The organism is Corynebacterium sp. ACRPH, assembly GCF_022347285.1.
Classification (GTDB): Bacteria; Actinomycetota; Actinomycetes; order Mycobacteriales; family Mycobacteriaceae; genus Corynebacterium.
The window spans coordinates 137,203-149,926 of record NZ_JAKRND010000001.1 but is presented as its reverse complement, the minus strand read 5'-3'; the positions used below and the strand labels follow the sequence as shown (position 1 = coordinate 149,926).

At 64.7% G+C, this 12,724-nt stretch carries 11 protein-coding genes; all 11 read left to right on the top strand.

The annotated features are described in order from the left end of the window. Window positions 1-50 precede the first annotated feature (50 nt). The 11 genes from ribH to secG all read left to right on the top strand — a co-directional run bounded on the left by ribH (window position 51) and on the right by secG (window position 12,703). On the top strand, window positions 51-479 hold the full coding sequence (gene ribH, locus MHX66_RS00690; protein WP_239198650.1) for a 6,7-dimethyl-8-ribityllumazine synthase: 429 nt from the start codon (window positions 51-53) through the stop codon (window positions 477-479). 35 nt (window positions 480-514) lie between these two features. After that, complete coding sequence (locus MHX66_RS00685) at window positions 515-970, top strand: PH domain-containing protein (RefSeq protein WP_011273578.1); 456 nt, start codon at window positions 515-517, stop codon at window positions 968-970. Further along, on the top strand, window positions 963-3,035 hold the full coding sequence (gene uvrC, locus MHX66_RS00680) for an excinuclease ABC subunit UvrC (RefSeq protein WP_239198494.1): 2,073 nt from the start codon (window positions 963-965) through the stop codon (window positions 3,033-3,035). The genes MHX66_RS00685 and uvrC overlap by 8 nt, the downstream gene beginning before the upstream one ends. A gap of 10 nt (window positions 3,036-3,045) precedes the next feature. After that, window positions 3,046-3,921, top strand: a complete 876-nt coding sequence (gene rapZ / locus MHX66_RS00675; RefSeq protein ID WP_239198491.1) for an RNase adapter RapZ — start codon at window positions 3,046-3,048, stop codon at window positions 3,919-3,921. Window positions 3,922-3,942: 21 nt separating this feature from the next. After that, on the top strand, window positions 3,943-4,950 hold the full coding sequence (gene yvcK, locus MHX66_RS00670) for a uridine diphosphate-N-acetylglucosamine-binding protein YvcK (protein WP_239198488.1): 1,008 nt from the start codon (window positions 3,943-3,945) through the stop codon (window positions 4,948-4,950). 90 nt (window positions 4,951-5,040) lie between these two features. Next, window positions 5,041-6,027, top strand: a complete 987-nt coding sequence (gene whiA, locus MHX66_RS00665; protein WP_239198485.1) for a DNA-binding protein WhiA — start codon at window positions 5,041-5,043, stop codon at window positions 6,025-6,027. Between the two features lie 160 nt (window positions 6,028-6,187). Beyond that, window positions 6,188-7,195 carry a type I glyceraldehyde-3-phosphate dehydrogenase gene (gap, locus tag MHX66_RS00660; RefSeq protein WP_035010416.1) on the top strand — a complete coding sequence of 336 codons (1,008 nt, stop codon included), beginning with the start codon at window positions 6,188-6,190 and terminating at the stop codon, window positions 7,193-7,195. 175 nt (window positions 7,196-7,370) lie between these two features. Further along, window positions 7,371-8,582, top strand: a complete 1,212-nt coding sequence (gene pgk, locus MHX66_RS00655; RefSeq protein ID WP_239198482.1) for a phosphoglycerate kinase — start codon at window positions 7,371-7,373, stop codon at window positions 8,580-8,582. Window positions 8,583-8,679: 97 nt separating this feature from the next. Continuing rightward, complete coding sequence (gene tpiA, locus MHX66_RS00650; RefSeq protein ID WP_239198479.1) at window positions 8,680-9,465, top strand: triose-phosphate isomerase; 786 nt, start codon at window positions 8,680-8,682, stop codon at window positions 9,463-9,465. Between the two features lie 78 nt (window positions 9,466-9,543). After that, on the top strand, window positions 9,544-12,324 hold the full coding sequence (gene ppc, locus MHX66_RS00645) for a phosphoenolpyruvate carboxylase (protein WP_239198647.1): 2,781 nt from the start codon (window positions 9,544-9,546) through the stop codon (window positions 12,322-12,324). A 139-nt stretch (window positions 12,325-12,463) separates the two neighbouring features. Then, window positions 12,464-12,703 (top strand): preprotein translocase subunit SecG, encoded by a 240-nt coding sequence (secG, locus tag MHX66_RS00640; protein WP_034987982.1) that lies wholly within the window; start codon window positions 12,464-12,466, stop codon window positions 12,701-12,703. The last annotated feature ends 21 nt before the right edge of the window (window positions 12,704-12,724 follow it).

Genomic DNA, 12,724 nt, shown 5'->3' with positions numbered 1-12,724 from the left:
CACATAACGGAGTCGCCGACGTCCAGCTCAAGGCCGGTTCTGCCTATGGCATGACCGTGGCCGTCATCAGCGCATCCTGGAACGCCGACATCACCGACCAGATGCACGAGCACTCGATCGCCGCCGCCAAGGAGGCCGGGGCGCAGGTCTCAGAGTGGCGGGTCGCCGGGGCACTGGAGCTGCCGGTTGCCGTCGCCGCGGCATGCAAGCGTTTTGACGCCGTAGTGGCGAACGGCTGCGTGATCCAGGGGGAGACCGAGCACTTCCGCGTGGTTTGCGATGCCGTCACCTACGGCCTGACGCGGGCGGGCATGGACTCGGGAACGCCCGTCGGCAACGGCGTGCTGACCGTCGACACCCATGAGCAGGCGGTGGACCGTGCGGGTGGCGTTGATGCGAAGGAGGACAAGGGGCGCGACGCAGCAGTAGCCGCTATCCACACCGCCCTGGTGCTACGCCAGATCGAGCGTGGCGTTTAGGGGCTACCACCCCGGACAGAGTAGGGTGGATTGCCGTGAGCGATAAGGAGAATTGGGAGCTTGAAGTATCCTCGCCCTTCTTGAAGAAGCTGGCGTGGATTCTGGTCGTGCTGATCATGGCGGTGCACATCTTCATGGCCATCGTCGTGGCCGTGGGCGATACCGGCGTGACGGTGACGAAGGCCGACCAATGGGGGTTCATCGGCATCGGCCTGGTCTTCTCTTTCGTAGCGTTATCCCTGCTGCGCCCGCACGTCAAGGTGAACAGTGAGGGCGTGGAGGTGCGCAACATCGTGAACGGGCAGTTCTACCCGTGGGAGATCATCCACGGGCTGTCCTTCCCGCAGGAGGCCAAGTGGGCCCGCCTGGAACTGCCCGACTTTGAGTTCGTGCCGATGATGGCGCTGAACATCTACGACAAGCAGCTGATCGCCCAGCGTGTAGAGGACTTCCGCCAGCTGGAGGATCGCTACATGCCTTTCGATGACTAGCGTTTCCTACCGCCCCGAACCCGGCGGCATCCCCACCGACCCGGGGGTCTATACCTTTCGGGACGCCCACGAGCGCGTCATTTATGTCGGCAAGGCCAAGAACTTACGCGCCCGGCTGTCCAACTACTTCCAGGATCTCGACCAGCTGCACCCGCGCACCCGGGCGATGGTGCAGTCCGCTAGCCACGTGCAGTGGACGGTGGTATCCAGCGAGCTGGAAGCGCTGAACCTGGAGTACACCTGGATCAAGCGCTTCAACCCCCGGTTCAACGTGATGTACCGGGACGACAAAACCTATCCCATGCTGGCGATCAGCGTGAAGGAGCAGATCCCGCGCGCATTCATGTACCGCGGGCCCCGGCGCAAGGGCGTGCGCTACTTCGGGCCGTACCCCAAGGCGTGGGCGATTCGGGAGACCCTCGAGTCGCTGACGCGCGTGTTTCCGATCAGAACGTGCTCGGCTGGGGTGTATAGGCGTCACGAAGCATTGGGAAGACCCTGCCTCCTGGGCTACATCGATCGCTGCAGCGCCCCGTGCGTGGGCAAGATCACCCCGGAAGACCACCGCGCGCTGGTGGATCAGTTCTCCAGTTTCCTGGCGGGCAACACCGAGCCCGTGCTGCGCAGGGTGCGTAAGGAAATGGAGCAGGCCAGCGAGGACCTGGACTTTGAACGCGCCGCATCCTTGCGCGACCAGCTACAGGCCATGCAGAAATCCATGGAGCGGCAGGCGGTGGTGTTCTCCGACAACACGGACGCCGACCTGATCGCCTTCGTGGCCGACGAACTGGAGGCCGCGGTGCAGATCTTCCACGTCCGAGGCGGCCGGATCCACGGCCAGCGTGGCTGGGTGGTCGAGCGCGAGGACTTGAGCGAGGAGAAACTGGTCGCGGACTTCATCACCCAGTTCTACGGCGAGACCGCGGAGCTGGCGAAGGCGACGGAGACCCAGGTGGGAGGTGCCTCCGGCCCGGAGGTGGACCGGGACCTTGCCCGCGCCATCAACCCGGCCGCCGCACAGGACCTGGGCGACCTGGTGGGTGACGTGCAGGTAACACCCGTGCCCCGCGAGATCCTGGTCCACGCGATGCCGGAGGAGGCCGAAGACCTGGCGGCGTGGCTGACGAGCCTGCGCGGATCCAACGTGCAGATCCGCGTACCGCAGCGGGGTGACAAGAAGGCGCTGATGACCACCGCGGAGACCAACGCCACGCAGGCACTGGCGCAGCACAAGCTGAAGCGTGCGGGCGACATCACGGCTCGTTCGGCGGCGCTGAAGGAACTGCAGGAAGCACTGTGGATGGACGAATCCCCGCTGCGCATCGAGTGCACCGACATCTCCCACATCCAGGGCACCGACGTGGTGGCCAGCCTGGTGGTCTTCGAGGATGGCCTGCCGAAGAAGGCCGACTATCGCCGGTACAAGATCCGCGACGCAGCGGGTGACGGGCACTCCGACGACGTCGCCAGCATCGCAGAGGTCGTGCGCCGTCGATTCAAGCGCTATCAGCAGGACAAATCCGCGGTGCCTGCGGGTGACGATGCCGGCGATCTGCTGGAGGGCGAGACGGAGCTGGAAGACAGCGCCCCGGAAGGCACGGACCCAGCAGCCGAGAAGCGCAAGTTCGCCTACCCGCCGCAGCTTTTCATCGTGGACGGCGGCCTGCCGCAGGTAAACGCCGCCCAGGAGGTGCTCGACGAGTTAGGCGTGAACGACGTCACCCTGGTGGGCATCGCCAAGCGCCTGGAGGAAATCTGGGTGCCGGGGGAGGAGTATCCGATCATCGTACCCCGCAACTCTCCCGCGCTATACCTGGTGCAGAACCTGCGCGACGAGGCGCACCGCTTCGCCATCACGTTCCACCGCCAGCAGCGCAGCGCCCGCATGCGCCGCAGCAAGCTGGACGATATTCCAGGGCTGGGACCGAAGCGCCGCAAGCAGCTGGTCAAGGAGTTCGGCTCCGTGGCGAGGGTCAAAGAAGCCAGCGTGGAGGACATTGCCGCGCTGCCGGGCTTTGGCCCCAAGTTGGCGCAACTCATTCACGATGCGCTGAATGCTGGGTAGGATCGGGGACATGAGCGCATCAACGCAGCAAGAGCCCAGTTTGATCCTTATTACGGGCATGTCTGGGGCGGGGCGTCGAGCCACTGCCGCAGCCCTGGAGGAGCTCGGGTGGTACGTCGCAGACAACCTCCCGCCCGAGCTCATCGTGCGCATGGTCGAGCTCAGTTTCTCTGAGGATTCGCCGATCGAGAAGCTGGCGATCGTCACCGACGTGCGCTCCCGCGACTTCGCCGGCAACCTGACCAGCGTGCTGCATGACCTGCACACCGGGGGCCGGCGCCCGACGGTGCTGTACCTGGATGCCACCGACGAGGCGCTGATCGCCCGCTTCGACGCCGTCCGCCGCACCCACCCGCTGCAGCAGAAGGGCACATTGCAGGACGGCATCGACCGCGAACGCGAGATGCTGACCAGCATCCGCGAGCGCGCCGACATCGTGCTGGACACTACCAACCGCAGCATCCACGATCTGCGCCGCGAGCTGGAGAAGTTCTTCGCCGCCGCCGACCACTCGAGCGTGCGCATCAACGTGCAAAGCTTCGGCTTCAAACACGGTCCGCCGAAGGACATCGACATGTTGCTGGACGCTCGTTTCTTGCCGAACCCTTATTGGGATCCGGAGCTGCGGCCCTTTAAAGGTATTGACGCCCCCGTCTCCGACTTCGTGCTATCTCAGCCGGGCGCGGAAGCGTTCCTCGACCACATCGTCGGGCTCATCCATTCGGTGCTGCCGGGATACCGCAAGGAGGGCAAGTTCTTCGTCTCCGTGGCCATCGGCTGCACGGGTGGCCACCACCGCAGCGTGGCAATTGTCGAAGAGCTGACCCGCCGCCTGGCCGACGACGGCGTGCTGGTGAACCTGTCCCACCGGGACCTGGAACGTTAGGAAAGGGGCCGGAGACAAACCATGAATACTTCCGAGAAACCCGGCAAGCCCATTGCGAACATCGCTTGCCTTGGCGGCGGGCACGGGCTGTTCAACACACTGCGTTCGGCGCGCACCATTGCCGACTACGTTTCCGCCATCGTGACGGTTGCCGACGACGGCGGCTCTTCGGGCCGCATTCGCCGCGAGCTGGGATCGCTCCCGCCGGGCGACCTGCGCATGGCGCTGGCGGCTTTGACCAAGGATAATGAGCGCGGGCGAATGTGGGAGGAAGTCCTCCAGCATCGCTTCGGAGGCTCCGGGGCGCTGAAGGGACACGCGCTCGGCAACTTCCTGATCACCGGCGTGGCGCAGGTGATGGGCAGCGAAATGGACGCACTCGACGAGATCGGGCGCCTGCTGGGCGTCGAGGGGCGGGTGATCCCCATGAGCAACGAGCCGCTGGACCTCGAGGCCGAGGTGCTGGGGCTGGAGGAGGATCCGCGCGAGGTCGTGGCCGTCCGCGGCCAGGTGGCGGTTGCCTCTACCCTCGGCGAGGTGCGCCGCGTGAAGCTGTACCCGGAAAACCCGCCAGCCTCGAAGGAGGCCGTGGAGGCGATCCTGACCGCCGATCTGGTTTCCATGGGACCGGGATCCTGGTTCTCGAGCGTTATCCCGCACATACTCGTGCCGGAGATCGTGGACGCGCTGAACCAGACAAAGGCCGTCAAGGCGCTGGTGCTGAACCTGGTCCCGGAACCGGGGGAGACCGCAGGCATGTCCTTGGAACACCACATCCACATGGTGCGGCAGCACTGCCCGAGCCTGCAGATTGACGTTGTCATCGTCGATCTGTCAACGATGCCAGTGGCCGCCACTCGGCGTCATATCGATAGAGCCGCAGCAGCACTCGGCGCCAAAGTCATCTACCGTGACGTGCGAGAGGACGACAACCGGGGGCGCTGGACCGACCGGCACAACCCGGCGAAGCTCGCCGCCGTGTTGCAGGAGGTATCCGGGGGCGTGCAGGACCTCCCGGAGCGGGAGTAGCTTTCCCGGCTATAATCAGATGCTTTGAGCACTGATTGCATACGACCAATCGGGACAATCGAAACCAAAGAGACCAAGGAAGGGAAGCCCGTGGCACTGACGGCTGATGTGAAGGCAGAGCTAAACCGAGTTCTGGTGACCCGCCACGACGTGATGACCGCCGAGGTCGCCAGCCTGCTGCGCTACACGGCCGCCCTGCACCTGGTGGGCAAGAAGATCGTGGTGGAATCCGAAGTCGACTCGGCAGAGACCGCCCGGCGCCTGACCGACATGGTTGAGCAGCTGTACAAGATCGAGCCGGAGCACCAGATCATCGGCGCCGGGAACCTACGCCGCCGCCCGCGCCACGTTCTGCGCTGGACTGAGGGCGGCATGGAGCTGGCCCGCCGCACCGAACTGATCGACCGCGTGGGCCGGCCTGTTCGCGGCCTGCCGCGCTTCATCATCGGCGGCACCTCGGAACAGTGCGTGGCGGCCTGGCGCGGCGCCTTCCTGGCCCACGGCTACATCACCGACCCTGGGCGCTCCTCGGCGCTGGAGGTACAGACGCCCTCCAACGAGGCGGCACTGGCGCTGGTGGGAACCGCCCGCCGCATCGACGTGACGGCCAAGACGAAGGAGGCCCGGGGAGTTAACCGCGTGGTCATCCGCGACGGCGATTCGATCGGGCGGCTGCTGATGCTCATGGGAGCCAAGGAGACCCGCGAGGTCTGGGAGAAGCAGCGCCGCACCCGCGAGAACCGGGCTAAGGCCAACCGGTTGGCCAACTTCGACGATGCCAACCTTCGCCGTAGTGCGCGTGCCGCCGTGGCCGCCGCGGCCCGCGTAGAGCGCGCCCTGGAGATCCTGGAGAACGACGTGCCCCAGCACCTGGCCCAGGCCGGCCAACTGCGCGTGGAGCACAAGGAGGCCTCGTTGGAGGAGCTCGGCCGACTGGCGGAGCCGCCGATGACGAAGGACGCGGTGGCGGGCCGCATCCGCCGCCTGCTGTCTATGGCGGACAAGCGCGCGGAGGAGCTGGGGCTGCCGGATACGCACTCCGCGGTGACCTCTGAACTGTTTAACGACGTGGACTAGTACCCCCGTCCCAAAGGGGGTTAGTAATCCCTGCGAAGCTGGTGGGGCGCAGGTACTCTCGGAGGTGTCGGCGTGAGGGTCGAGGGCTTGGTTTATTGAGCCGTGGGCCTTGGCGTCTAGATCGAAGTAAATGTAGACGCTCTGTTTAGGAGATCAACTTATGACTATCCGTGTTGGCATTAACGGCTTTGGCCGCATCGGCCGCAACTTCTTCCGCGCTATCCGTTCCCAGGGCGCTGACATCGAGGTCGTCGGCATCAACGACCTGACCGACAACAAGACCCTGTCTGTGCTGCTGAAGAACGACTCCGTGATGGGTCGCCTGGACGCAGAGATCGAGTACGACGACGAGTCCATCACCGTCGACGGCAAGCGCATCGCCGTTTCCGCTGAGCGCGAGCCGAAGAACCTGAAGTGGGGCGAGCTGGGCGCGGACATCGTCATCGAGTCCACCGGCTTCTTCACCGACGCTGAGGCTGCCAAGGCTCACATCGAGGCCGGCGCCAAGAAGGTCATCATCTCCGCCCCGGCGAAGAACGAGGACGCAACCTTCGTCGTCGGTGTTAACCACACCGATTACGACCCGGAGAACCACCACATCATCTCCAACGCATCCTGCACCACCAACTGCCTGGCTCCGCTGGCTAAGACCCTGGACGAGGAGTTCGGCATCGTCAAGGGCCTGATGACCACCGTCCACGCTTACACCGGCGACCAGCGCCTGCACGACGCTCCGCACAAGGATCTGCGCCGCGCCCGCGCCGCAGCCGTGAACCTGGTTCCGACCTCCACCGGTGCTGCAAAGGCCGTCTCCCTGGTTCTGCCGCAGCTGAAGGGCAAGCTGGACGGCTACGCAGTCCGCGTTCCGGTTATCACCGGCTCCCTGACCGACCTGACCTTCGAGGCTGAGAAGCCGGTCACCGTCGAGGCCGTGAACGCTGCGTTGAAGAAGGCCGCCGAGAACGAGCTGAAGGGCATCGCTAAGTACTCCGACGACGCTCCGCTGGTCTCCACCGACATCGTCGGCGACCCGCACTCCTCCGTCTTCGACTCCGGCCTGACCAAGGTCATCGACAACCAGGTCAAGGTTGTCTCCTGGTACGACAACGAGTGGGGCTACTCCTGCCGCCTGGTCGACCTGGCCACCTACGTCGGCGAGCGCCTCTAAGGCGCTTACCGGCTGAAAGTCCCCTTTAGGACGATTTAGGACAATGACGGGTTCGGCTCCGATCGCCGCACGTTAGCGCGTCGCGCCGATCGAGTCGACCCGTTTTCTCTTATTCATACAAACCCGCTTTAACCCCATAAGAATCAACCCCAGCAGAAAATTCAAGGAGCTTCCCATGGCCATCAAGACCGTTCAAGATCTGATCAACGAGGGCGTACAGGGCCGCCACGTCCTGGTCCGCGCTGACCTGAACGTCCCGCTGTCCGACGGCAACATCACCGACCCGGGTCGCATCGATGCCTCCGTGCCCACACTGAAGGCTCTGCTGGAAGCCGGCGCCCGCGTCGTCGTCTCCGCCCACCTGGGCCGCCCAAAGGGCGAGTTCAAGGAAGAGTTCTCCCTGGCCCCTGTCGCCGAGGCTCTGGCCGAGCGCCTGGACCAGTGGGTACCGCTGGCCACCGACGTCACGGGCGAGGATGCCCACGAGCGCGCCAACGGCCTGGACGACGGTGACATTCTGCTGCTGGAAAACGTCCGTTTCGATGCCCGTGAAACCTCGAAGGACGAGGCTGAGCGAACAGAGTTCGCCGCCGAGCTGGCAGCCCTGACCGGCGACAACGGCGCCTTCGTCTCCGACGGCTTCGGCGTGGTTCACCGCAAGCAGGCCTCCGTGTACGACGTGGCTAAGAAGCTGCCGCACTACGCCGGCGGCCTGGTGGAGGCCGAGCTGAACGTGCTGCGCAAGGTGTCGGAGAACCCGGAGAAGCCCTACGCCGTCGTGCTGGGTGGATCCAAGGTCTCTGACAAGCTGGGCGTCATCGAGGCTCTCGCCCCGCGCGTGGACAACCTCATCATCGGCGGCGGCATGTGCTTCACCTTCCTCGCTGCCAAGGACTACGAGGTCGGCGGCTCCCTGCTGCAGGAAGACATGATCGACACCTGCAAGGACCTGCTGGAGCGCTTCGGCGACGTCATCGCGCTGCCTACCGACGTTGTGGTCGCAGAGCGCTTCGACAAGGACGCTGACCACCGCACCGTCGACCTGAACTCCATCCCGGCGGGCTGGATGGGCCTGGACATCGGCCCGGAGTCCGTCAAGGCCTTCGCCGAGGTTCTCTCCAAGTCCAAGACCGTCTTCTGGAACGGCCCGATGGGCGTATTCGAGTTCCCTGCGTTCGCTGAGGGTACGCGCAGTGTTGCTCAGGCGATTATTGACGCCACCGCTGCGGGTGCTTTCTCGGTCGTCGGCGGCGGCGACTCGGCTGCAGCTGTGCGCACCCTGGGGCTGGACGAGGAGGGCTTCTCCCACATCTCCACCGGCGGCGGCGCCTCCCTGGAGTTCCTGGAGGGCAAGGAGCTGCCCGGCGTTTCCGTCCTGGAGAGCTAAAGCAGCCCCCGACGTTTGCAACAAGAACAAGCTGCGCCAAGCAGCAGCCATCTAGAAAGAACCAGATCTAGAAAGAACTAGAGAGGCATAGACTTTCATGACCGCACGCAAGCCCCTAATCGCCGGCAACTGGAAGATGAACCTGAACCACCTGGAGGCCATGCAGGTCGTCCAGAAGTTCGTCTTCGCACTGCCGAAGGAATACTACGAGTCCGTTGACGTGGCCTTCATCCCACCGTTCACCGACATCCGCTCCGTGCAGACCCTGGTCGACGGGGACAAGCTGGCCATCACCTACGGCGGCCAGGATGTTTCCCAGCACGCCTCCGGCGCCTACACCGGCGAGGTCTCCGGCGCGATGCTGCAGAAGCTCGGCTGCACCTGGGCCATCGTCGGCCACTCGGAGCGCCGCCAGTACCACAGGGAAACCGACGAGGTAGTGGCAGCCAAGGCCCGCGCCGCACTGGATAGCGAGCTGCAGCCAATCGTGTGCGTCGGCGAGCAGCTGGACATCCGTGAAAAGGGTGAGCACGTCGAGTTCGTCAAGGAGCAGACCAAGGCCTCCCTGGCCGGCCTGTCCGCGGAAGATTTGGCCAAGACGGTCATCGCCTACGAGCCGGTCTGGGCCATCGGCACCGGCAAGGTTGCCTCCGCCGAGGACGCGCAGGAAGTCTGCCACGCCATCCGCGCGCTCGTTGCAGAGCTGGCGGGCGAGGAGGTTGCCGCTGGTATCCGCATCCTCTACGGCGGTTCCGTGAAGACCGACTCCGTCGGAGAGCTGGTCAGCCAGCCTGACGTCGATGGCGGTCTGGTCGGCGGGGCGTCACTAGACGGCGAAGACTTTGCCCGTCTAGCTGCCGCAGCGGCTAAGGCAACCGCTTAAGAAGCGATAGAGATGAGCAAAGACACGATCCGCGGCACCGCAATTCCCGTCGCTCCCGAGGAGATTGCCCACCCCGAGATCAGCCCAACGGTGCGGGACGATACCCGCTACCTGGGGCGCATCTTGGGTGAGGTCATCCGCGAGCAGGAGGGCGACTACACCTTCAACCTGATCGAAAACACCCGCAGCGCGGCGTTCGACCTGCGCTACGGTGAGATGCCTATTGAGGAGCTCGCCGAGCAGTTCAACACGCTGCCGACAGAAAAGGCGCTGCCGGTTATCCGCGCGTTCTCGCACTTTGCGCTGATGGCTAACCTGGCAGAAGACCTGTACGTCGAGCGGGTGCGCGACCTCGAGGAGGACCGCGGCAACACCGCGCCGCGCTCCACGCTGGCCTACACCTGGCAGGAACTGCACAACCGCGAGGTGCCGGTGGAGAAGGTCGCCGAGACCATGGCGAACGCCCTGGTAGCGCCGGTACTGACGGCGCACCCGACGGAGACCCGCCGCCGGACCGTGTTCGACGTGCAGACCGACATAATCAAAATGATGCGTCGGCGCGCACGGGTGCTCAAGGAGCTGAAGCTCAACCCCGATTCGGTGCGTTCGGCACGCCAGCTGGCCGAGATCGAGCTGGTGATCCGCCGCAGGATGACGCTGCTGTGGCAGACTTCCCTGATCCGCAGCGTGCGTCCGCGCATCGAGGACGAGATCAAGGTGGGGCTGCGCTACTACGGCATCAGCCTGCTCAGCGAGATCCCGGCCATCAACCGCCGCGTGAACGAGCACATGAAGGAGCAATACGGCGACGTGGTGCCCCGTACCGCGGTCGCGCGCCCCGGCTCGTGGATCGGCGGTGACCACGACGGCAACCCGTACGTGACGGCGGAAACGGTGAGCATAGCCACGACCTTCGCCGCTCGCACTATCTTCGACCACTACCAGAAGACCATCTACGCGCTGGAGCACGAGCTCAGCTTGTCCTCCAAGTTCATTGACACGACCGAAGCGCTGGAGCAGCTGGCCGACCGTGGGCGCAACGACGTGCCTTCCCGCGTGGACGAGCCCTTCCGCCGCGCCCTCCACGGTATGCGTGGGCGGGTGGCTGCCACGGCCAAGCACACCCTGGGCGAGCCGGTGGTCTCCGGAGGCATCCACAAGGGCCACGAGCCCTATGCCAACCCGGCGGAGCTGCTGGCGGACATCGACACGGTGGATCAGGCCCTGCGCCATTCCATGGACGACCTGCTGGCCGATCACACCCTGGCGGATCTGCGGGAAGCCGTGGAGACCTTCGGCTTCAACCTGTACTCGCTGGACCTGCGCCAGAACTCCGAGAGCTTCGAGAACGTGCTGACGGAAGTCTTCGCCCGCGCAGGCGTGGCGGAGAACTACGCCGAGTTGGACGAGGACGCGAAGGTGGAGTTGCTGCTGACCGAGCTGGCCAGCCCGCGGCCCCTATCCGATCCGGAGGCCGAATGGTCGGAGGAGACGGCCCGCGAGCTGGGCATCTTCCGCGCCGCGGCGCAGGCTGCCAAGAAGTTCGGCGTGGAGGTGGTGCCACATTGCATTATCTCGATGGCCTCGTCCGTCTCCGACGTGATCGAGCCGATGATCCTGCTGAAGGAAGTCGGTCTGATCCAGGCGAACGGCGAGAACCCGCAGGGGTCCGTGGACATCATCCCGTTGTTTGAGACGATCGATGACCTCTCCGGTGGTGCGGACATCATGCGCCAGCTCTGGCAGTTGCCGCTGTACCGCAACTACGTAGCGGGGCGCGGCGATATCCAGGAGATCATGCTCGGCTACTCCGATTCCAACAAGGACGGGGGCTACTTCGCCGCCAACTGGGCGCTGTACGACGCGGAGTTGGCGCTGGTCGAGGCCTCCCGCGAGGCCGGGCTGTTTCTGCGCCTGTTCCACGGGCGTGGTGGCACCGTCGGACGCGGCGGCGGCCCTTCCTACGACGCAATCCTGGCGCAGCCGAAGGGCGCGGTGCAGGGTGCGGTGCGCATCACCGAGCAGGGCGAGATCATCTCCGCCAAGTACGGCGACCCCGCCAACGCCTCCCGCAACCTGGAGGCCCTAGTGGCCGCCACCCTGGAGGCCAGCCTGCTGCCCGTCGACGATCTCAACGATCCGGACGTCGCCTTCGAAACCATGCGGCAGATCGCGGAGGAATCGAGGAAGGCCTACTCCGCACTCATGCACGAGGATCCGGGCTTCATCGAGTACTTCACCACCTCTACGCCGCTGGCGGAGATCGGCAGCCTGAACATCGGCTCCCGCCCCTCCTCGCGCAAGCAGACCACCGCGGTCTCGGATCTGCGCGCCATCCCGTGGGTGCTCAGCTGGTCGCAGTCGCGCGTGATGCTGCCCGGTTGGTTCGGCGTGGGCAGTGCCCTGAAGCGGTGGATCGAGGATGGTTCTTCTGTTTCTGGTGACGCCACCTCGCGCCTCAACTACCTGCGGGAGCTCCACAGGCGCTGGCCTTTCTTTGACTCGGTGCTTTCTAATATGGCCCAGGTGATGTCGAAGGCGGACCTTTCCATCGCGCAGCTGTACTCCGAGCTGGTGGGCGATAGGGAAGCGGCGGAGCGAATCTTCGGCGTGATCGTCGAGGAGTACAAGCTGACTGTGGATATGTTCCTGCAGATCACCGAGCGGGAAACCCTGCTGGCGGACAACCCAGAGCTGGTCAGCTCCGTGCGCAACCGATTCCCGTACCTGGTGCCGCTGAACCTGCTGCAGGTGGAGCTGCTGCGCCGCTTCCGCGCCGGCGACGATTCCGATAGCGTGCGCTCCGGCATCCAGCTAACGATGAACGGTCTGGCCACCGCGCTGCGCAACTCGGGTTAGGTAACTCGAGATAGCAAGGGAGCTAGTACGCCGCACCCCGCGTGGCAGGTTGTCACGCGGGGGCTACAGCGGGTAAATTCGTGGTGTTAATTGAAAGTTTTAGTTAGTCGATTTCAAAAGAAGAGTTGAGGGTAGGGCATTGATCCTAACGCTGCAGATCATCCTGGTTATCACCAGCTTGCTGATGGGCCTTTCCGTGTTGCTGCACAAGGGTAAGGGCGGCGGCCTGTCCAGCCTGTTCGGTGGCGGCATGCAGTCCAACCTGTCCGGTTCCACCGTGGCGGAGAAGAACCTGGATCGCCTGACCGTGGGTACCGCAGTGATCTGGCTGCTGGCCCTGATCGGCCTGAACCTGGTTCTGCACTACGGCCTGGCCTAGCAGCCAGACCGCTTAAACAAC